Source organism: Sorangium sp. So ce1153 (assembly GCF_051521595.1).
Classification (GTDB): Bacteria; Myxococcota_A; Polyangia; order Polyangiales; family Polyangiaceae; genus Sorangium.
In genome coordinates this window covers 10,229,154-10,250,407 of record NZ_CP150361.1, presented here as the reverse complement: position 1 = coordinate 10,250,407, position 21,254 = coordinate 10,229,154, and the positions used below count along the sequence as shown (strand labels likewise).

Annotated in this window: 16 protein-coding genes; 9 read left to right on the top strand and 7 right to left on the bottom strand. The window is 70.9% G+C overall.

Annotated elements, in window-relative coordinates; translation table 11 throughout:
- Positions 1 to 128: 128 nt before the first annotated feature.
- From WME85_RS36975 to WME85_RS36955, 5 genes are all read left to right on the top strand, one after another.
- Entirely contained in the window at positions 129 to 509 is a 381-nt protein-coding gene (locus WME85_RS36975; protein WP_437827783.1) for a PEGA domain-containing protein, read from the top strand.
- A gap of 236 nt (positions 510 to 745) precedes the next feature.
- Positions 746 to 1,522: a PP2C family protein-serine/threonine phosphatase gene (locus WME85_RS36970; protein WP_437827782.1), complete on the top strand. Its 777-nt coding sequence runs from the start codon at positions 746 to 748 to the stop codon at positions 1,520 to 1,522.
- A 404-nt stretch (positions 1,523 to 1,926) separates the two neighbouring features.
- Entirely contained in the window at positions 1,927 to 2,241 is a 315-nt protein-coding gene (locus WME85_RS36965) for a hypothetical protein (protein WP_437827781.1), read from the top strand.
- A gap of 516 nt (positions 2,242 to 2,757) precedes the next feature.
- Entirely contained in the window at positions 2,758 to 3,102 is a 345-nt protein-coding gene (locus WME85_RS36960; RefSeq protein ID WP_437827780.1) for a PEGA domain-containing protein, read from the top strand.
- 104 nt (positions 3,103 to 3,206) lie between these two features.
- Complete coding sequence (locus WME85_RS36955; RefSeq protein WP_437827779.1) at positions 3,207 to 3,332, top strand: hypothetical protein; 126 nt, start codon at positions 3,207 to 3,209, stop codon at positions 3,330 to 3,332.
- Positions 3,333 to 3,376: 44 nt separating this feature from the next.
- Here the strand turns inward: WME85_RS36955 and WME85_RS36950 are convergent, their stop codons facing one another.
- The 5 genes from WME85_RS36950 to WME85_RS36930 form a co-directional block, all read right to left on the bottom strand.
- Positions 3,377 to 3,865: a hypothetical protein gene (locus WME85_RS36950; RefSeq protein WP_437303754.1), complete on the bottom strand. Its 489-nt coding sequence runs from the start codon at positions 3,863 to 3,865 to the stop codon at positions 3,377 to 3,379.
- A gap of 399 nt (positions 3,866 to 4,264) precedes the next feature.
- Positions 4,265 to 5,407: a hexokinase family protein gene (locus tag WME85_RS36945; protein ID WP_437827778.1), complete on the bottom strand. Its 1,143-nt coding sequence runs from the start codon at positions 5,405 to 5,407 to the stop codon at positions 4,265 to 4,267.
- Between the two features lie 130 nt (positions 5,408 to 5,537).
- Positions 5,538 to 6,773, bottom strand: a complete 1,236-nt coding sequence (locus tag WME85_RS36940; protein ID WP_437827777.1) for an AgmX/PglI C-terminal domain-containing protein — start codon at positions 6,771 to 6,773, stop codon at positions 5,538 to 5,540.
- Between the two features lie 167 nt (positions 6,774 to 6,940).
- Positions 6,941 to 7,366, bottom strand: coding sequence for a response regulator (locus tag WME85_RS36935; RefSeq protein ID WP_437827776.1), 426 nt, complete (start codon positions 7,364 to 7,366; stop codon positions 6,941 to 6,943).
- A gap of 471 nt (positions 7,367 to 7,837) precedes the next feature.
- Positions 7,838 to 11,944, bottom strand: coding sequence for a chemotaxis protein CheB (locus WME85_RS36930; protein WP_437827775.1), 4,107 nt, complete (start codon positions 11,942 to 11,944; stop codon positions 7,838 to 7,840).
- 264 nt (positions 11,945 to 12,208) lie between these two features.
- On the opposite strand from WME85_RS36930, the gene WME85_RS36925 reads away from it, so the two are divergent.
- On the top strand, positions 12,209 to 12,874 hold the full coding sequence (locus tag WME85_RS36925) for a hypothetical protein (RefSeq protein WP_437827774.1): 666 nt from the start codon (positions 12,209 to 12,211) through the stop codon (positions 12,872 to 12,874).
- Between the two features lie 326 nt (positions 12,875 to 13,200).
- Here the strand turns inward: WME85_RS36925 and WME85_RS36920 are convergent, their stop codons facing one another.
- On the bottom strand, positions 13,201 to 13,818 hold the full coding sequence (locus tag WME85_RS36920; RefSeq protein ID WP_437827773.1) for a hypothetical protein: 618 nt from the start codon (positions 13,816 to 13,818) through the stop codon (positions 13,201 to 13,203).
- Positions 13,819 to 13,918: 100 nt separating this feature from the next.
- Positions 13,919 to 16,420: a M1 family metallopeptidase gene (locus tag WME85_RS36915; RefSeq protein WP_437827772.1), complete on the bottom strand. Its 2,502-nt coding sequence runs from the start codon at positions 16,418 to 16,420 to the stop codon at positions 13,919 to 13,921.
- 321 nt (positions 16,421 to 16,741) lie between these two features.
- Between WME85_RS36915 and WME85_RS36910 the strand changes: the two genes are divergently transcribed.
- From WME85_RS36910 to WME85_RS36900, 3 genes are all read left to right on the top strand, one after another.
- Positions 16,742 to 18,007, top strand: coding sequence for an MYXO-CTERM sorting domain-containing protein (locus WME85_RS36910; protein WP_437827771.1), 1,266 nt, complete (start codon positions 16,742 to 16,744; stop codon positions 18,005 to 18,007).
- An 11-nt stretch (positions 18,008 to 18,018) separates the two neighbouring features.
- Positions 18,019 to 19,476, top strand: coding sequence for an OmpA family protein (locus WME85_RS36905; RefSeq protein WP_437827770.1), 1,458 nt, complete (start codon positions 18,019 to 18,021; stop codon positions 19,474 to 19,476).
- A gap of 717 nt (positions 19,477 to 20,193) precedes the next feature.
- Entirely contained in the window at positions 20,194 to 21,183 is a 990-nt protein-coding gene (locus WME85_RS36900; protein WP_437827769.1) for a PAS domain-containing protein, read from the top strand.
- Positions 21,184 to 21,254 lie beyond the last annotated feature (71 nt).

The following is a 21,254-nucleotide window of genomic DNA, read 5'->3' as shown; positions in this document are numbered from 1 at the left end:
CCACGGCGGCGCCGACGCACCCGTCATCGTCCCTGCAGGAAACACCCGCGGAGCGGACAGCGCAGGGGGAGCGCGCGAACTGCTGGAGAGCGGACGTCACGAGCAATCCAGCGCAGCAGTCCTCGTCCGTGGAGCTGACGCCCGAGGAGACGACGGAGCTGGAGCAGGCCGCGGTGAGGCTGAACGAAGTGCTGGCCAGGATCGTGTCGCTCGAGGTTGCGACAGTGCCGGAAGGCGCGCAGGTGACGGTCGACGGATGCGTTAGGGGGCGGACCCCGCTCTTGTATCCGGTGTTCCTGGAGCCGGGTCCGCATCTGATCCGTGCGGCGCTCGAGGGCTACATGCCGACGCGGCATGTCATCGAGACGACGGCGGGGGAGACGCTGGGGCTGACGGTGCATCTGCGTCCGTCGCACACGGAGGTGCCCGCCACGATGGATGCACCCGGTGAAGGAGGCGCCGCTTGCGGCGAGCCACGTCGCCGCGGAGTCGGAGCGTTGATGGAGTGAGCGCGCAGCCCTGAGACGACGAGGAGGTGCGCGTGAGACGTGGCGACGTCGCGCGAGAGTCGATCGAGCGCGACGGCTGATCGAGGCGAGACCGCGCTCCGCCATGGCGGAGCGGTAGCGACGTCGCGAAGGCCGCGCGCAGCGCGGTCTGATCAGAAGCAGAGGAACGCGCGCCGCCGTCTGCGGCGCGCCATGGCTCGGCTCGTCCTGTCGACGAGCGCACGAGGAGGACGATCGTGTATCCACAGCTCGCCATCGAGGCGGCAGCGCAGTCAGACGTGGGCCGCCGCCGCAGCCACAACGAGGACAGCTTCGCGGCGCTACCGTGCCTGGGGCTCTTCATGGTGGCCGATGGATTGGGCGGCAACGCGGCCGGAGAGGTGGCGTCGCGTATGGCCATCGAGGTGGTCAAGAGCTGCATCGAGGAGGACGAGGAGCTCGAGGATACGTGGCCGTACGGCACAGGAAGCGCGCACGACCGAGACGAGGTGCGGCTGGTGCTGAGCGTGCGGCGCGCTAACCGGGAGATCTACGAGGCGAGCCAGCAGCAGGACGAGGTGCGCGGCATGGCGACGACCTTCGCGGGCGTGCTGCTCGGGCCCGGCATGGCGTACATCGCCCACGTGGGCGACTCGCGCGTCTACCGCATGCGCGGCGGCCGACTCGAGCGCCTGACGCGGGATCACACGCTGCTGGAGGAGCTGCTCCGGGACGGCGATGGCGCGCTCGCGGCGCTCGAGGCGCTGAGCGACCGGGCCAATGCGGTGACTCGGGCGCTCGGGTGCGACAAGAGCGTGGACATCGAGTCGCGGGTGGAGGCGACGATGCCGGGCGATCTGTTCCTCGTGTGCTCGGACGGGCTGTGGGGCCCTGTGCCCGAGGCGCGGATCGAGGGCGTGCTGGGAAGGCACCGGGACCTGAGCCTCGCGGCGAGCCTGCTGGTCGACATCGCGAACGAGCACGGGGGTCCGGACAACGTGACGTGCGTGCTGGCGCGCCTTGGAGGCGGGTGACGTGGTCGGCGGTGACGCGCTGCCGCGGCTGAAGGCACCGCTCGCGTGCGGCGAGGTGCTGCGCGTCGAGCAGGTCGACTTACGAGGCGGCGCCGTCGCTCTTCACGGCGAGATGACGGTACGATCAAGATGAGGACCACGGCCATTCAGCCTTCGGACCTCTCCATGACAACCGAGACGGCGGCGATGGACGCACCCCTCCCGTCCCGCGCGGAGCGCGGGACTTGGGAGGGGCGGACCGCGCGCAGGCCCGAAGGGCCGAGCACGGGCCGGGGGTGGGCATCTATCATTCTCCTGCTCCTCCTTCTCTTTTCTCGGCCAAGGGCGCTCACCGACCAAGACGAGCGCGAAAGCCCCGAAGCCAGCCCTGGCGCGGCGCGCGGCACGCCGGGTCGATCCCGCCCGTGAGACACCCGGCGTTCGAGACGGGGGTGGTGCACGTGGAGCCGGAGCTGCGCGACGAGATGCAGCGGTACTGGGAGGACTACGCGGCGTGGGAGAAGACGAGGCAAGGGCCGCCGCCCACCGTGCCGAGCGTGAGCGTGCGGGTGGACCACGAGGGGAAGCCGAGCGAGGCGGCAGGGCTGCGCGACGCCTTGGCGAGGAAGGGCGCGGGAAAGAAGGGCGGCGGCGGCATCGCTTGCGATCGCGTTTCGCGGCGGATCGGTGAAGCAGGAAGGCACGACGACGCTGACGCCAGGTACTCCCGGAGCGGGTAGTCCTGGTGGGAGCAACAACGTGGCGAGCAACGGCGGAGCCGACGGCGTGACGGCTGCGGAGCAGGAGCTCCCGTGAGCGCTCCGGTGCGGCCAGGCCGAGCGCCGTGTGGAGCGCGCTCTGGGTGTCCGCAGGGGCGAGGTGCGGCCTGCCGCCGCGCGCGGGACATCAAGGGCAAGGCGTGCGATGAGGCAGCGATGAGAACGATGGACAGCAAGTCAGCGACCAAGGCATCCCCTCGTAGGGCGCGCAGCGCGCGGGAGGCGGGAGGAGCCGGAGGCGGGCAGGCACAAGGCGCCGGACACCGCCGGGGCGTGAGCCTCTCTCATCTCGCACCGCCACGGGTCGGCGTCCTCGCGCTGGCCGCCGGGCTTTCGCTCGCCGGATGCGCTGTTCGGTCCGCGGACGTTGCGGCGACCCCGACGCTCGCGCCGTCGTGCTGCTGCTGTGCGGACATGAGGAGGGGACCCACGCAGGAGCCGTCGTCCGTTCAGCTGACGCCCGAGGAGATGGCGGCGATGCAGGAGCAGGCCGAGGCGGCGTTGAAGGAGGCGCTGACCAAGGTCATGACGCTCAAGGTGACGACAGTGCCGGAAGGCGCGCAGGTGACGGTCGATGGTCGCGTGGTGGGAAGGACGCCATTCGCGTATCCGGTGTTCCTGGCTCCCGGCGTGCATTGGATCGACACCGAGCTCGAGGGCCACATCCCGAGCCGGGATGCCATCGAAGCAACGGCAGGGAAGACGGTGAACCTGACGGTGAATCTGAGTCCGTCGAAGGCGGAGGTGGCCGCCACGACGGATGCGCTGCTGAAGCAGGCGTCGCCTGTGGCGACCCATGTCGCCGAGGAAGCGGAGCGCTGACGCAGGTGATGATGGCGCCATCCCGCCTGCGCTCGCATGGATCCTCAGCGAGCTTGCGCCGCTTCTCCGCGATCCTGTGGGTGTGCCATGACGAGGAAGAGGACGTGTCGGACGAGAGGAACGAGAGAATAGAGGTGCTCGATGAGCACCCGGTGGTCAAGGATCACGCTGGACGTGCGGTCCTTCAGGTTGCGCTGCTTGTGACGGTGTACTTCGAGGACGCGTACTAGCCTGAAGTGCGCGAAGCGGTTGTCTCATGCTGCGCAGGCTACTTTCAGGTGAGGCTGATGCGCGGCCGCAGGTTCCGCTCCCGCAGGAAAGGCTCGATGTCGTCCACGACGTCGAGCTGCACGCCCGCCAGGCTCATCGCCGCCGCGATCGTCTGGATGCCCATGCGCCCCAGCTTGTTCATCTCCGGCGGCGGCCGGACCACGATGTGCTCGATCTTGTCGCGCACGCTGAGGCCCCACTGGGTCAGGACCACGCGCGCCTCGGTCTCGTAGCGCACCATGAGCGCCATGTCGTAGATGAAGAACGCCCGCTCGCCCGGGCGCATCACGCTCACGAGCTTCTGGTAGGCGTCCACCGAGATGAACCGCGCGATCTCGCCCGTGGCCACCGTCTCCCGCACGAGCTGCACCAGCATCCCGGCCGGCTGCGTGATCCACACGCCGACGCTCCCGCTGTCGTCGAGCAGGTGCGGCTGCCTTCGGAACGGGGGCTTGCGGCTCGACGGAGGCATCTCTCTAATGACAGTAGCCATTCTGGCGATCTCGTCTCGCCCGTGGCAACCGGCCGCACCCCGTTCGCCCGATCCAGGCGGCAGAGCCGACGCGCGCTGCTGTCTCACAACTCACCGGGGAGCTCCCTCCCACATCGTTCACGCTGCGTCATCGTGGTCGTAAACGGCGGATGCGGCCAGAAATGTGCGCCCAGCCGTCCGGGACTGCCCGCGGGGGCGCGGCGAGCGGGTAGGCAGACCGGTGTGCAGGCCGCCACGGACGGGCCCTGAAACCGAGGCAACCCTGGAAGATCGCTGGCTTTTCTCCCGCGCTCCGGCCCTGCTGCTCAGCCCGGGCGCCGCCGGTCGGGGCACCCGTCGCGCGCGATGGCGTACGGCGCGTGCGGCGCGTGCGGCGGGGTACTTCGGGCGCGCGGCCGATCAGGCGAACAGCGCGGCGCAGGCGGACCCGATCAGGTTGACGTGCTCGAGCCGCGCGATCCGGGGCTCGACGCGCGAGCCGAGGAGGGCGCGCAGCGTCTCGTTCACCCGCGGCGCATAGCGCGGATCGCCCCAGAAGAGGCTGCCCTCGGCGAGGACGCCGAGCCCCGGGGGGCCCTCGAGCACGTCGGCGACCGCCGCGAGCCCCGCCGCCACGAGGTCCGCCGAGCGCTGCAGCAGATCGCCGGCCACCCGCCGCGCCTCCGCCGTGCCCTCCTCGCGGAGCCGCACGAGGTCCGCGGCGCTCGTGAGGGGGGCGTGGTCCGGGCACAGCCGCCCGAAGAGCCGCGGCAGGTAGGCCCCGGACACCGCCTTCTCGAAGCGCTGGGCCCCCGGGTTCTCCGAGCTCGCGTCGAGCTCCGCGTCGAAGGGCTGGAGGTGCGGCGGGTTGAAGTTGCCGTTCTCGAGGTTGACCGCCATCGGCGCGACGAAGTGCCCCGTCTTGAGCTTCGGGATGCGACCGGCGGGGAGGAAGGTGGCCATGTTGGTCCCCGTCCCCACGATGAGCCCGATGAAGGCCGCGGGCTGCGACCCGCCGTGCGCGAAGGCGCCCCCGAGCAGGCTCGCCACCGTGTCGTTCAGCACCCGGACCGGGCCGGGCCGGAGCTTGCGCGCGGCGAGCGCCCGGCCGAGCCGCTCGCCCACGCTGGTGCCCTCGACCCCGGCGATCTGGACGCCCTTGGTCCAGCGGAGCAGCCGCGCGTCGAGCGACGGCAGCGTCTCCGACGGGTACGAGAAGCAGTAGCCCACCGGCAGGCCGTGCACGGCGCCGAGGCGCTCGACGAGCTCCGCCTGCACGTCGAAGAAGGCGTCGCCCGCGACCTCCGGCCCGCCCGGGAACTTCGCCGGCTCGGGCCCGGCGACGATGCGCGACACGCCGCCCGGCAAGAGCTCCACGATGGCGGCGCGCAGGTTCGTGCCGCCAGCGTCGACCACGACGGCGCGCCCGGTCATCCCATCCGGCGGCGGCGCGAGGTAGGCGGGGAGCGCGGCGATCTCGGTGCCGGGCGTGGAGAGGCCAAAGACGATGCGCGCCGCCAGGGTGCGGCGGATGTCCTGGAGCTCGGTGAGCGAGAGCTTCATCAGGGGAATTCTTACCCTCGGGCTCCTGAGAAGGAAATAACTTTGCACGTCGCGCCGCGAGCATGCTTGACGCAGGCCTCGCTCGGACGGCGGAACGGCAGCGGCAGGCCGCTGGCGGTTGCGCCGTGCGTCACCTGGCGGACGTGGCCGAAGAGCGGTTGTCGTCCACACCGAAGACGACGGGATAGACCACCGTCGCGACGCTCTTGCGATCCGCCGCGGAGGGGAATCGGAGGCCGCGGAAGACCTCGAGCACGCAGCCGATGACCTTCTCGTCGCGGAGGGGCGGCGCGGGCGAGGACGGCGCCGCCGCGCCGGGCGAGGGGAGCGCAATCAGCAGGGGCGCGTCCGCGGGCGGCCGATCGGCGTCGCCTGCATACGTCACCTTTCCCTGGCCGTCGACGGCGAGGTGCACGGGTATGCGCCCTTCGAGCTTGGGATTCTGGCGAAGGCCCTTTTCGTAGCAGGCGCGCATGGCGCCGAAGTTCTCCTGGACGACGCGGCGCACGACGTGGGGCGGGATGTGGGATTTGCCCTTGATCGGCTCATAGGGGTTGCTCTTGCAACGGCCGACGATGCTCCTCACGACCTTCGCGTCCTTGTCGAGCTCCCGCTCCAGCCCGGCGCGCGCCGCGCCTGCCTTCTTCAGGTTGGGCTTGTTGAGGATGAGCGACGCCCGCAGCTTGCGGATCGCGGTGCTGGTCCGGTCGAAGCTCTCCCGGATGTGCCTGGCCTCGCGGGCGAGCTCGGGATCGGCGAGGCGGACCGCGGGCGCGCCGGCCCAGAGGTCGAGCCGATCCGCGATCCGCAGCAGCACCTCGGGCGGCGTGCTCAGGTCAGACTCCCGGAGCACCTCGATCATCCGCGAGGCCTTCTGCACCTCGGGTCCGAGCGCCTCGCAGTCGGCCTCGACCGAGCGCGCGGGGCGCCCCTTCACGGGCCTGTCGGCCTTCGGTGCAAGGGCGCGCTCCTTGTCCTTGTCCGGCGCGCGCTCATTCGACGACATGGGCGACGACATGGGCGACGACCTGGGCGACAGCGCGGCATCGGGCTTGCTGTCGGCCTTGGAGGCAGGGGCGCGCGCCTTCTCGGGCGCGGACGCGCCTTCGCGGGCGCGCTGGCTCCCGGGCGAGCGCAGCGCGACGCGCTCCTTCTCCTCGGGCGAGCGCAGCGCGACGCGCTCCAGGTCGGCCCACGGGGCGTCGTCCCGCGCCTCCGCCGCCGAGGTCTCCAGGCGCTGGTGTTCCGGGGCGGCTTCCGTGACCAGCGCGGCGCGGGCGGCGGCCACCGGCTCGCGCCGTGACGGCGCCCCGCCGCAGCCGAGCAAGGCATGAACTCCGACGAGGACGAGCAACGCGCTTCGCATCGGTTCCTCCGACGTGCGTCCGACGTACGATCCGACGATCCGATACAGTACACCGGTCCGATCGGTGTCCGCACGCGAAACGGCGGGGCGCTTCCGGTAGGTGGGATAGGCGGGGCAGGGACGGTCGGTGCTCCGAGGTTCCGCGAGAGCGCCCCGGAGCGCACGGCTCAGTACGGCGAGGAGGGGGGCCGGGTTACATTGTCGGGCTCGACGGGCGGGGACTTCGTCGAGGAGGCGATGAGCTCCCGGATGCTCCGCTCCAGCTGCTCTATCCTGATCGGTTTGCTCAGGAACAGCGCGTTCTCCACCTGACGGAGGCTCTCTCGGATGGCCGGGTCACGCGTCCCGGTGAGCAGGATGATCGGGAGGTCGGCGCGGATCTTCCGGACCATGGAGACGAGCGTCAATCCATTGATGTCCGGCAGGTAGTAATCGGTGACGAGGACGTCCGCCTGCATGATGAGCGTCCGGTCCTCCAGCGCTGTCCTGCCGTTGAGGAAGCACTGCACGCGGTGCCCGTCGAGCGACAGGATGTCCTGCCACCCCTCACACAGCTCCTCGCTGTCCTCTACGATGATGATGTTCAGGAGCATGCTCCCACCACCATGTGGACCTGCGTGCCGGGCATTCATCACGGAGTAGCAGCTCACACGACGGGCGTCGAGGGCCCCAGTCCCCAGGGATTCGTCCCGCCCGGAGAACTGGCCGCATCCGAGATCCTGCACGGAAGCCCGTGTAAGGATCGTCCTTAGGTAAACTCAGGTAGTTTACGAGAAAAACGAACGGGCTCAAGCGGATTCAGCCGGGGCCCGAGGCCTCGGCGCCGCTCATCGACCGCGCCGGAGGGGCGCGTCGGAGGGAGGGGCGCGTCGGAGGGAGGGGCGCGTCGGAGGGAGGGGCGCGTCGGAGGGAGGGGCGCGTCGGAGGGAGGGGCGCCGTCGGAGGGGCGCGTCGGAGGGGCGCGTCAGAGGGGCGCCGAGGGGGCAGACGCGCCAACGCCCGTCACGCCGGGAAGGCCCATCGCGCCCGCTTCGCCACGCATCCCCGTGCGCGCCCGTGCGGCCTCAAACTTGCTTCTGGGGTAGCTCCAGCTCGAAGCAGGTATTCTTTTCCTCGGTGGCGAGGCGCAGATCGCCGCCGTGGTGCTGCGCGATGTTCCGCGAGAGGCTGAGCCCGAGCCCGGTGCCGTGCTCTTCCTTCTTCGTCGTGAAGAATGGCGTCATGATCTTCTCGGCGAGCGCGGGGTCGATCCCCTTGCCGCTGTCGATGATGCGCACGTTGACCTTGCCGTCCGACGATCGCGCCTCGATCCGGATCCATCGCTCCCGGAGCGCCGAGATCGCGTCCACCGCGTTGTTGATGAGGTTGATGAGGATCTGCACGATCTGGACGGGATAGCAGTCGATGACGAGCTCTTCCCGCGGGAGATCGAAGCTCAGGTGGACGCTCGCCTGCTGGAGCCGGAAGCCGCTGACGCGGACGGCCTCCCGGACCAGCTCCTGGACGTTGTGCGGGCGGAGCTGCTCCGACTCCATCCTGGTGATCGACTTGAGGCCAGAGATCACGTTGGTGATGTTCTCGACCATGCCGTCGATGTCGGTCGCGACCCGGGCGAGGCGCTCCTTCTCGAGCTGCCCTCGGTCCGCGAGCCTCTTCAGGAGATCGGTCTTCGTGGTGATCACGTTGAGGGGCGTGTTGATCTCGTGGGAGATCCCGGCAGCTACCTCGCCGAGCGAGGCGAGCTTGCTGAACCGCGAGAGCTCCTCCTGCTGGGAGAGGATGATCCGCTGGGCCTGGACACGCTGCGTGACGTCGAAGAGCAGGAGGATGAGGTAATTCGGCTCCTCGCCGCCGAAGCTGATGGTGGCGGTCCTGAGCTCGACCCAGAGCTCGCCGCCCGCCTTCTCCGCGAGGTTGATGGTGAACGACGCGAGCGGCCGCTGGCGGGCCGCCTCCGAGAGCTCGGCGGTGCGCGGCGACTCCGCGTCGCTCAGCACGATCTCGAGCAGCTCGTCGAGCGGCAGCCCGTGGAGCTCGGGCGCGCCCTTGCCGATCTTGTCGGCGAACTCGTTCGAGGCGAAGGTCACCTCGTAGGCCCCCTCGTGCGACTCGAGGATCGCGAGGCCCGCGTTGGACGCGGAGACGACCCTCTTGAAGACCTTGAGGTGCTGCTCCTGGAGCACCCGCTCGGTGATGTCGAGCGCGATCGTGCACACGGACTGCGCGGTGCGCCGGTCGTCGAGCAAAGGGAACTTCGACGATAGCCAGTAACGGAGCTTCCCGCCCACGTGCAGGCTCTCCTCCAGCCACATGGGCGACCGGCTCTTCAGCACCTCGAAGTCGCGCTCTCGCAGCGCGCTGCCGGCCTTCGGGCCGAACAGCTCCTCGTCCGTCCGCCCCAGCACCTCCTTCTCGGAGCGCCCGAGGACGTCGCAGAAGCGCTGGTTGACGTAGACGTAGGCGCCGATCGAGTCCTTCATGGTCACGAGCGCCGGCGTGTTGTCGACGATGGCGGAGAGCCGCTCCTTGCTGACCCGGCTCTGGGTGAGCGCGTGCACGAGCTCGGTGTTGTCGACGAAGCTCAGGACGAGCCCGTCCACCTCGCCCTTCGACCCGTCGATGAGCTGGACGCACGCCTCGAAGTGCCGGTCGAGGACCTCCAGCTGGAGCCGCATGGCCCGCCGCTCGCGCAGGCTCTCGCCGATCATCTCGAGGACGGGCTCGACGCTCAGGTGCGAGAGGGCGGCGCGGATGTGCTGGCCGCGGTCCACCTCCGAGATGCGGAAGAGGTAGCGCGAAGCGGGGTTGTAGTCGGTCAAGCGGAGGTTCTTGTCGACGACGAGGAGGGGATAGGCGATCGCGTTCTGGATGGCGACGAGCCGCTGGTTGAGCGTCACCAGCTCGGAGGACTTGACGTTGATCTCCTGGTTCAGCGTCGTCAGCTCCTCGTTCGCCGACTGGAGCTCCTCGTTCGTCGTCTCGAGCTCCTCGTTCGTCGACTGGAGCTCCTCGTTGGACGACTGGAGCTCCTCGTTGAGGGCCTGGAGCTCCTCGGTGGCGGTGTCGTGCTCCTCGATGACGGTCTGGAGGTGCTCCCGCGCCGCCGCGAGCTCCTGCTCGAGCCGCCGCATCTGCTCCTCCGGCGCGAGGCGGGAGCTGCCCGCGGTCGACTTGACGGGGCGGAGCGCGTCGTGCGGCGCCTGGCTGAAGCAGACGATGAACTCGACCCGGCCGTCGGAGGGGAGCGGGGCGACGGTGAGCTGGATCCTCCGCTCGTCGCGGTCGATGACGAACCTGTGCCGCTGGTCCCCCTTCGCGGCGTGGCCGGACCGCTCTGCCCGGTGGAGCAGCGCGCTGACCTCGACCGCCACGTCGGACGGGAGCAGCTTCTGGATCGTGACGGACGGCTCGCCCTTCGGGAAATGCAGGTACCGGTTGGCGCCCCCGAAGACGTGCCGCACCCGGTGGTCCTGGTCGACGAGCACCGAGTCCGGGGCGAAGCCGTTCACCATGGAGGTGAAGAGATCCATCGCCGTGGTGGACTGGCGATCCTTCGTGATGAGCGCGCTCTCGCGGTTGAACTCCTGCCTCGAGTACGAGCGCGGGAGATCGCCCTTCTTCGCGGACCGGACGAAGATCTTCGCGTTCTTGTCCGTGAGCTCGAAGAGATCGCTCACGGTGGTCGCGGACTCGGATTTGCCGAGGAACAGGACAGCCTGGTTGTCCATCGCGAAATGGAACGTCTTGAGCGTGTGCTCCTGGAGGTGGGAGTTGAAGTAGATCAAGACGTTGCGGCACGAGACGAGGTCCAGCTTGAGGAAGGGCGGGTCCTGGGCGACGTCGTGGCGCGCGAAGACGATGGCGTCGCGGGCGTAGTCCTTGATCCTGAACCACTGGTCCTGCTCGTCGAAGTACCTGGACCGCAGCCTGGGCGGGATGTCGGCGACCGACGCCTGCTGGTAGAGCCCCTTGCGCGCGACGGACATCGCCTGCTCGTCGATGTCCGTCGCGAAGATCTGGACGTTGAGCTGCTTGTTCGCCTTCGCGAGCGCCTCGAAGACGAGGATGGCGATCGAGTACGCCTCCTCCCCCGTGGCGCAGCCGACGACCCAGGCGCGGAAGCTGTCGCCGGTCCGCTTCTGGTCGATCCGCTCGGCGATGGCGCCCGCGAGGGCCCTGAACGAGTGCTCGTCGCGGAAGAAGGATGTGACCGAGATCAGGATGTCCTGGAAGAGGAGCCTGCTCTCCTCGGGGCGCACGCGGAGGTACTCGGCGTAGGCCTCGATCGACTCGCAGCGCGTGGCGATGACCCGCCGCTCGATCCGCCGGCGCACCGTGGACTGCTTGTACTGGGCGAAGTTGACCCGGCTCGCCTTCTCCAGGAAGGAGAGGATGCTCTGGTACGGGTCCTGCTGGCTCAGGCTGAGCTGCCGGAGCGAGGCGTCCGGCTGGTCCTGGCGGCCGGCGAGCTCGTTGAACTTGCTGAGCTGATTGGCCATCTCCTCCAGGCCGAGCTCGAGATCGACGGCGCCCGTCTGCTTCGCGGCGCGCGGCATCCCGTCGTACTTGGCCGACTCGGGGGTCTGGCAGATGGTGACCCCGCCCGCGGCCTTGATGGCGAGGACGCCCTGCGCGCCGTCCGACCCCGTCCCCGAGAGGACCACGCCGATGGCGTTCTCACCGTAGTGCTCGGCGATCGACTTGAAGAACAGGTCGACCGACGGCTTCGGGCCGACCTTGGTCCCGGGCTTCCGCAGGAGGAGGGCGCGGCCGTCGGCGATCACATCCGCGTTGGGCGGGGTCACGTAGACCGTGTTCGCGCAGAGGTCCTCGCCCTCGGTGACCTCTTTGACGCTCAGGGAGGTGGAGTGGCTGATGATCTCGACCAGCCGACTCCGGTGCTGCGGCGCGAGGTGCTGGACGATGACCAGGCTCATCCGATCGGCGCTCTTGAGGCCGCCAATCAGGACCCGGAGCGCCTCGAGACCTCCGGCGGAGGAGCCGATCCCGACGACGTAGGAGGGGCTGACCTGGACGAGGGGCGCGCGCGGCGCAGGCTCGCCCGCGGGACCGAGCGCTCGAGCCTCCAGCTTCGGTGCGACCTGGGCATTCGCCGGCTTCTTCTTCCTGCTGGATGGCCGCCTGGCGCGGCTGCTGTTCTTCGTTCTCATGGACAACAGAGCGCGAGGGCAACGGGGTCGTGAGAATAACGGACGGGCGCGTAGGAGCCATCCGTACCACGCTGCGCGCGCCGGCGCAGGGGCCTCGACGCCGGCGCGCTGCCGGCGATCGCGGCAATCGCGGCGCGCGGCGGCGCTTCCGATGGCGGGGACCGCGCCGCCGGCGCGCTGGGGGCTGCCGCGCAGGGCGGGGATCGGGCAGGATGCAGGGCGCCGCACGCGAACGGACGCGAGAGGCGGTCGAGAGTGTACAAGGTGAGCAAGCGCGAAAAGAACGGCCGCAGCGTGGGCGGGAAAGACGATCACGGCAGGGGCGAGGGCGAGCTCGCGGAGGCGGCGCGCGCGCTCGAGCGGGAGCTCCTCCGCTTCGAGGAGCTCGCCGAGTCGGCGCGGCGGCTCTCGCTGGATACGCGCAAGGGGATCGAGCGCGCGGCGAAGTCGACGACGGAGGCCGCGGAGGCGCAGCAGCGCGTGAGCGTGGCGCTCGGGTCGCTGATCGCGGCGATCGCCGCGGCGCGGGATCGCCACGAGGCGACGGCCACGGCGCTGGCGGCGCGCGGGGAGGAGATCAAGCGGCGGGCCGAGCAGCTCGGGGAGCTGTTCCAGCGCTTCGCGGCGCTCGGTGAGGAGGGGCGGGGCATCAACCAGCTGGTGCAGGAGACCGCGGCGCGCCAGCGCGAGGCGACGAGCCCGGAGCAGATCGGCGAGGTGGTGGCGGCCATGGACGAGGTGGAAGGGCGCATGGCGCGCCTTGCGGACGACGCGCGCGAGCTGGCTCAGGCGGCGACGGCGGCGGGGATCGTCGATCTCGCCGAGCAGGCGGACGGGATGCGGCAGCAGGTGACCGCGATGCGGAACAAGGTGGGGCTCCTGCGGAAAGGGATGATCGCGCGGCTGTCCGGGGGGGCGCCGCCGAACTAGGGGGAGCGCGGGAGGGAGAGCCTGGACTGGACCAAGGAGCCCGGCCCGCGGGGAGGGGGCCCTTCGCGCGGGGCGGGCACGGGCCGAACTCGCGTGGGACGTCCAGTGCCCGACGTGCTGCGCACGTCGGACACTGGACGTAAATTGCGCTCAAACACCGGCCCGCGCCCGCCCCGCGCGAAGGGCCCCCTCCCCGCAGGCCTACGGTGGAGTTGGTTCAGACAGCGAAGGGCCCCCTCCCCGCGGGCCTACGGTGGAGTTTCAGACACCAGCCGCCAACCACGCGAGAAGGAGTCCGTCTACGCGCGCCTGCGGGGACTGCCGCGCTAGGCGGCGGAGGGCTCGCGGCAGAGCGTGAAGTAGTGATCGAGGGGCTTCTCGCCCTTGTACGCGGCGCCGATGGAGACGTCCCTCGAGAGACGACGCATGAAGTCACGCGTTCCGTCGTAAACGACGGATTGGAGACCCTTGCTGTTCGGGACGACAGGAGGCCAGCCGGGAGGCACCGGGCCGTCAGGGACCTGGAAGTAGTCGATCACGACCGCACCACGCTCCTGCCAGGACGGATTGCCCGCCGTCGGAACCGCGACGAAGAACCCCGGGCCAACCCAGGAACGCGTGAGCCCCTCGTTGTAACCAAAGAGACGAGCGCTGCCGTCCTCCGGGAGAGCAAAGCGCTTCTCGAAGAAACGAAACGGCGAGGGAAGAGGAAGGGTGTTCCTCCCCTTGTGATGAACTCCCACCCGGCGCGGGGTGCCGTCCGGGACGAAGAAGTCGAGCGTGAGCGCCGGGGCCTGGCCCGCGGCGGCATAGAGCGCGCGCTGATCCGCGCGGGTCGTCGTCGACAGGGCGCGGAGGCGCTCGTCGTGCGTCAACCCGTCAAGGTGCTCGGCGAGGCGGGCCACCGGGGCGTTCTGGCGAAGAAGTTGAATGAGCTCCGACATGGGCAGGCGAGCATAGCAGCGCGCAGCTATCGCGCATCGCGCAGGTCGCCCCGCACGAAGCAAGGTTGACCGGGCGAGACGCCCTGTCGCCAAGAGGGCTTCAGCGGCAGTGGGCAGGAGAACGCAGCAGGGCGGCGGCAGGCGCGGTCAGCTCCGCGCCATCGAGGCCGGCGACGAACCGGGCGAAGGCCGGCCCGTCACCGGCCGTCAGCGCGAACGCCGCGCAGACGGCAGCGGAATGGACCGAGCGGGCAGCGGGCGAGCGGAGCACGCGAGTCAGACCCGCCAGCGCGTCCGCGTTGCCCGCCGCCGCAGGCGCGGCCGAGGCGACCACGGCGCGGAGATCCGCGCCGAGGACGTCGGCGACGTCGGTCGCGCCGAGCACGCCGGCGAAGAAGGCACGCCACTCGGGGAGGGCAGCAGGGTCGAGCCCGTCGAGGTACGCCGTGAGGTGCCGGATCGCGAGCACGCGGGCGCGCACCGAAGACGACGCCAGCGCGACCTTCCCCCACGCGAGGAGCGCGCGCTCGGGCGGCAACCTGAACTTGGAGAGGAACAGGAGCCGCGCGTCCGAGACGCCGCCCGACGCGAGCCCCGCCTCGAGCGCGGCCCAGTCCTCGGCGAACAGCGCCTCGGGCGACAGGACGGCATCGCAGGCGGCGTAGCTGGCGACGTAATCGAGGCCGTAGCTGTACGGCGCGGCGGTGAGCGCGCCGGTGAGCACGCGCGACCACGCGTCGCGGACCTCGACGTCGAGGCCCGGCGCGCCCGCGGCGTCGCACGCCGCCGCGAGCGCCACGGCCCTGGCCGCCTCGCCGTCGAGGTCGCCCACGAAGGCATCGAGCTGATCGGGGACGAGCCCCTCGGGCAGGCCGTCCTGGAGCGCGGCGAGCTGGTGCGCGCCCGCGAGGTCGAGGAAGCGCGAGACGCCGTCAGGATCGGACGGCACGCGGAGCGGGGCGACGAGCGCCGCGTAGGCCTCGAGGTCGCGCTCGGCGCCGAGGAAGGCCCACTCGGGGTGGCGATCTTGCGGGTCAACGACGAGGAGCTCGGAAGGACGCGCGGGCGCGACCTCGACGCGCTCGCCCGGCGCGAGCGTCTGCACGCGGGCGAGGCCATCCCCGGCGAACCACGCGAGCTCCAGGGGCGCGACGAGCGCGCCCTCGGGGTCGCGCAGCGTCACGAACGCCCCGCCGGAGGGCGCGGCCTCGACCGCGAGCGACGGGAGCTCCCTCGCCGCGACCGCGCGCCGCGCGCGGGCCGTCGCCTCCGGGCCGAGCGCCGGCGCGAAGGCGTCGAGGAACTCGTCCGTGCCGATGCTGCCGAAGCGGTGCGCCTCGAGGACGCCGCGGAGCGCCGACCAGAACGCCTCCTCGCCGGTGAGGCTGCGGATCTGGGTGAGCAGCCAGGCCGCGCGGCCGTAGGGGCCGCTCGTGTACTTGTCGTCCGGCGCGAGCGCCAGATCGCGGACTGCGTCGCCCCCCTGAAGACCGAGCTCGTCGCCGTTCAGCGTCCCCGCGCAGCTCTCGTCCGTGTAGACGCGCACGCCCTCCTGCTCGAGCAGCGTCGCCATGCCCTCCTTGATCCAGAGGTCGTCCCAGGTCTCCACCGTCACGAGGTCGCCGAACCACTGGTGCGCGAGCTCGTGCGTCGTGAGCAGGAGATCGGAGGCGAGCGCAGGCTGCGTGCTCCGCTCCTCGCGCTGGAAGCTGATGCTCGCGTGCTCGACGCCCCCCGCCGAGAAGTCCGGCAGGAGCACGAGCGCGTACTTCTCGAAGGGGTACGGCCCGAGCAGCTCCTCGAAGCGGCCGATCGCGCGCGCGAGCTCGTCGACCATCTCGCCGTGATCGCCTTGCAGCCCGCGGCGACGCCAGATCGCGATCGGGAGGTCGCCCTTCGCCCCGCGCTCGACCTCGAAATCGCCGATCGCGAACGCCATGAGGTACGTCGGCAGCGGGTAGTCGGTCTCGTAACGGACGAGGTGACCCGCGGCGCCGAGGTGCTCGTCGACCACGAGATCGCCGTTCGCGATCATCGCCTCGCCGCCGTCGACGCGCATGGACACAGAGAACAGGGCCCGGTCCGCGGGCGCGTCGTGGCAGGGCATCCACCACGACGCGCCGAGCGGCTCGGACACCGTGTAGACGGCGCGCACGGCGACCGGATCGCCGAGGCGCGCCGGCACCGCGCGGAGCGCTTCGCCGGAGAGCGCCTCGTAGTCGATCTCGATCGCGATCGGCTCGCCGCGCGCCGCCCCGGGCAGGCTCGAGAGGTCGATCGCGAGCGCGCGGCGCGACGGATCGATCGCGTGCGGGAGCGCGCCGCCGCCCTGCTGCCGGACCTCCTTCACCTCGGCGACGGCGCTGTCGAGCACGACGCTCCGCGGGCCGTCCCCCGTGAGCGACAGCGTGATGCCGAGCGTCGCGACGAGGCGGCTGCGCTCCCAGTCGAACTCGCCCCGGAGGTCGTAGCGCTCGACGTCGAACGCGCTGCCCTCGAGCGGCGCCGGGCCTTCTCCCGAGCACGCAGCGACGAGCGATCCAAGCAGCAGGCAGGCCACCCGGAACGCTCCGGGGCGGTGTTTCTGGACGGTGCAGTGCATCGGGTCTCCTCGGCGCTCGGTGGAAGAGGGCTTCACCTCGCGCGGCCGGGTCCCGCGACCTCGGAGCGCCCGAGCACAGGTCGGCGCGGCGGCGCATAACTGACCGCGGGACAGTTACAGAAACCGCGGCCGTGGCCAAGCGGCGGTGAGCGCGCCGGAGGTCGCGGCGAGAGGGCGGTCACGAAAAACGGGAGCGCTCGGTCTCCTGCACCACGGCCGCGAAACGCGCTCCATCGCGGGGGCGTACCCCTGCGCACCATGGGCGCAAATCGCCTTTCATTTGCAAGGGTTGCAGCGACCTGTGCGAGGATGCTCGCCGCCATGGCACATCACACAGAGGGGTGGGTGAGGGGGCGCTCGTTCGCGGCGCCGCTGGCTCTGGGCGCGGCGCTCGCCGTCGCGCTCGTCCCGAAGAGCTCGGCCGCTCAGACGTGGACCGGCGGGCGGACGACGCCGGTGCTCGACGAGATCGTCGCGATCGACCAGACCGGGGAGCCGCGCTGGCCGTACGGCGAGGAGGACGTCGCGGGCGACGGCGAGGCGACCTTCGCGCAGCCGGAGCGGTCGATCGACTTCCGCGCCGCCTACGCGATCGCCGATGCCGGGCGGCTCTGGGCGCGCGGGTACGTGTCGGAGACGACCGCGATCGGCGCCGAGGTCACGCTCTTCGTGTTCATCGACGCCGACAAGAACCGGGGGACCGGCGGCACGGCCCAGGCGCCGGAGATCGACGCGCGCTTCACGGCCGACGAGTCGATGGGCGGCTACGAGGTCGTGCTCGGCGTGAAGGGCGACGGCACGCTCTCGGGGGTCTGGTCTTTCGCGGCCGCGTCGGGGACCTATGAGCCCGTCACCGTCAACGAGATGCAGGTCGCGACCGAGGCCGGGACCGACGTCGACCCGCTGCTGCTCGGCGACGCGAGGCGCGGGTACGCGCAGGGATCGATCGATCTCGCCATCGCGGGCGTCAGCGCGGCGTGCGAGGCGAACCTGTACTTCCGGTCGGTCACCGACGCGGCGGGCGTCGGGCCGGGCGATCTCGACATCGGCATCTCCGCCCCGTGCGTGGCCGGCGACTCGGACGACGATCGCGTGCCCGACGTGATCGTGCCGCCCTCGGGCTGCACCCGCGACGCGGACTGCGCCGGCGCGGGCGTGTGCGTCGAGGGCGACTGCGTGCTGCCCGTGTCGTGCACCGACGACGCCGACTGCGACGCGGACGAGGACTGCTCGCCCGACTACCGGTGCGTCCCCACGCCGTCGGGGACCTGCACGTCGAACGATGAATGCGGCGACCTCGTGTGCCTGGACGGGCAGTGCGGTCCGTGCTCGCTGGGCGGCGTCCAGTGCGGCGCGGACGAGCGCTGCGCGCCGACCGGGCGCTGCGTCGAGGGCGCGGCGTCGAGCGGCGCGGGCGGGCCCGGCGAGCCGGACCTCGAGGCGGGCGACGCTGTCCAGGGCGGCGCCTGCGCCTGCACCTCCGGGCCCGCGCCCTTCGGCGGGGGCGCCCTCTCGCTGCTCGCCGTGGGCGGGCTCGCGCTCGCCTTCCGCCGGCGCCCGCGCCGCGGAGCCGGGGCTGACCGATGAAGAGGAGACCCATGCGCGCACCGATCATCGCCGCCATCGCCTGCACCGTCCTCGCCGCCGCGACGAGCGCGTCGGCGCAGGAGACGGACATCGACATCGAGCGCTTCAAGCCCGCCGTCACGCACGACGCCTTCGTCGTCACCGAGGGCTCCGGCGTCCGCGAGCCCGCGGACCCCTGGGAGATCGGGCTGCTCCTCAACTACGCGCGCAACCCGCTCATCGTCGCGACGGGCGACGGCGACCTGCGGCGCCAGATCGTGAGCGGCCGCCTGGGCGCCGACCTGATGGCCTCGGTCACGATCGCCGAGCCGTTCGCGCTCGGCCTCGACATCCCGTTCTTCCTCGCGCAGTCGGGCGAGGGCTCGCCGTCGTTCGGGGGCCTCGGCGACATCCGGCTCGTGCCGAAGCTGCGCCTGCTCGACGACCGCGACTCCATCGGCCTCGCCCTCGTGGCCGAGCTGCGCGTGCCCACGCACACGGGCGACTTCTCGGGCGGCGCGCGCAACGTCGTGTTCTGGCCGCGCATCGTGCTCGATCACCGCTTCGCGCCCGGGCTGCGCTTCGGCGTCAACGCGGGCGTCGCGATCCGCGAGGAGACGACGTACGCGAACGTCGAGGCGGCGAGCGAGCTGACGTACGCCGCGGCGCTCGGCTACCGCTTCGGCGGCATCGAAGGGAAGGTCGAGATCGGCGCCGAGGCGAACGGCGGCATCGGCCTCGCCGCGGACGACATGGCGGTGGAGGAGACGCCGCTCGAGGCGCTCGGCTACGTGAAGATCAACCCGAGCGAGGAGTGGGAGATCGTCGCGGGCCCGGGCATCGGCGCGCTGGCAGGGTACGGCGTGCCGATCTTCCGCGCGTTCGCGGGCGTGAAGTACACGCCGACCTCGCACGACGGCGACCACGACGGCGTCGACGACGAGCGCGACCAGTGCCCCGACGTCCCCGAGGATCGCGACGGCGACTACGACAGCGACGGCTGCCCCGAGGAGGACGCCGACGACGATCATGACGGCGTGCCGAACTCGGACGACGAGTGCCCGGACGAGAAAGAGACGATCAACGGCGTCAAGGACGACGACGGCTGCCCGGACAAGGGCGATCCGCAGGTCACGTACGAGCAGGGCGAGTTCGTGATGCGGGACACGATCCGCTTCCGTACCGGGTCGGCCGAGCTCGAGCCGGAGTCGTACAAGACGCTCGACCAGGTGGCGCTCGTCATGAAGGCGAACCCTGAGATCGAGCGGGTGAGGGTCGAGGGGCACACCGACGAGACCGGCACGCGCGAGCTGAACCTCGAGCTGAGCCAGCAGCGCGCGGACACGGTCCGGAACTACCTCATCCAGAAGGGCGTCAGCCCCGGCCGGCTCACGGCGGAGGGCTTTGGCCCGGACAGGCCGCTCGCGGAGGGCGACGACGACGCGAGCCGGGCGAAGAACCGACGCGTGGAGTTCGTCATCGACGAGTGAGGCCGCCGCGCTCGCTCCCGGAGCGCGCTCCGCCTCTCTCCCGGATGGTCGCCGGTCCCGTCGGGCCGGCATCGACCGCAATCCAGGACACCGGGTCACCCGACCGCTTCAGCCGATGTCCGCGGGGGCGCTCGCCCGCCTTCCTCGCTCCGTGGAGACCCATGCGCCCGCGATCTCGCCGCTGACCCGTCGCCCTCGCGCGACGGCGCTCTCCCGCGACGAGAGAGCGGCCAAGACGAGGGCGGGCCCGTCTCGCGTCCCCTTTCTGCACGGAGAGTGAGGTACGCCGTCACGGACATCCGGCGCATGGAGCTATAAAATTCCACTCACGGGTTGCGCACAGGTAGTCGGGCTTGCTCCCGGATCGCGATGCACCGAGACGCCGAGCGCGCCAGACGCCATTTCCCCGGCGCTGGCCGTGTGTTGCCGGATCGTGTCTGGCGGCCAGGCCGGCGCTGCGGAGCCCCCGGGCTGCTCAGCCTGCCTGCGCTCCAGATCGAGTCCCGCGTGCAATCCCGGAGCGCGTGTGTATCAGGTGGGGCGTCGAGGTAAGCGCGATGAAGTGTAATGAGGGGCCTTGCTCCTCCGCTGCCCTCCGCGCTACGTATGGACGGACGGGAGAGCTCGGCGATGACAGGAGAGCCGTTTGGGCAGCGTGCGGAGTCAGCAGCGGGTGCTCCCGATCCTTCCGCGGGGTCGAGCGCGGCGGGGGAGTCCGTGGACGAGCTCAAGGCCGAGATCGCACGCCTGCGCGCCCGCGTGGCGGAGCTCGAAGCGGCGCCGAGCCAGGCCGCCTCGCCCGCCGGCCTGGAGCCGGTCGTCGCCGAGAGCGCCGGGCAGCATAGCTATGACTATCTGCTGGCGCTCGTGAGCTATGTGCCGAACATCTTCTTCATCAAGGACCTCGACCACCGCTATGTAGCGATCAGCAAGCTCGGGGCGCAGTATCAGAACAAGAGCCCTGACGAGATCATCGGCCGCAGCGAGAGGGACCTGTTCCCGCACGAGGTCGCCGACAAGATGATCGCGGAAGAGCACCAGGTCCTCTCCACCGGCAAGCCGCTCGAGTACGAGCATGAGCTGACGTACTCGGACGGACAGCGGTACTTCTACTGCGTCAAATTCCCCATCTACAACACGAAGGGCGCGCCGCTCGGCGTCGGCGCCTTCATCCGGGACATCACCGACATGAAGCGCGTCGAGTTCGAGCGCCTCGCGATGAAGGAGCAGGTGATCAGGGCGCAACAGGCGGCGATCCGCGAGCTGTCGACGCCCCTCGTGCCGCTCGCGCCGGGGGTGATGGCGATGCCCCTCGTGGGCACCATCGACAGCGTGCGGGCCCACGAGATCCTGGAGACGCTGCTCGACGGGATCGCCAAGCAGAGCGCCCACACCGCCATCCTCGACATCACCGGCGTCCGCGTCGTCGACACCCAGGTCGCCAATGCGCTCGTCAGCGCCGCCCGAGCGGCGCGGCTGCTCGGCGCTCGCGTGGTGCTCACGGGCATCAGCCCGGCCGTGGCACAGACACTCGTACACCTGGAAGCCAAGCTGGACGGAATCATCACACTGGGTACGCTGGCGAACGGCATCGCCTATGCGCTCCAGGGCGCGACGAGCGCGAGCAAGCCGGCCGCGGGCCGGGGCACACCCAGCGCCGGCGGCGAGCTCGCACCGAAGCCAGGGGCGCCGTCGCTCGCCACATGACGAGCGATCGGCGTCGGGCCGGGTTCTGTCACGGAGTTGTCACATGCATGCGAGCGCCGGCGCCGCGCTGC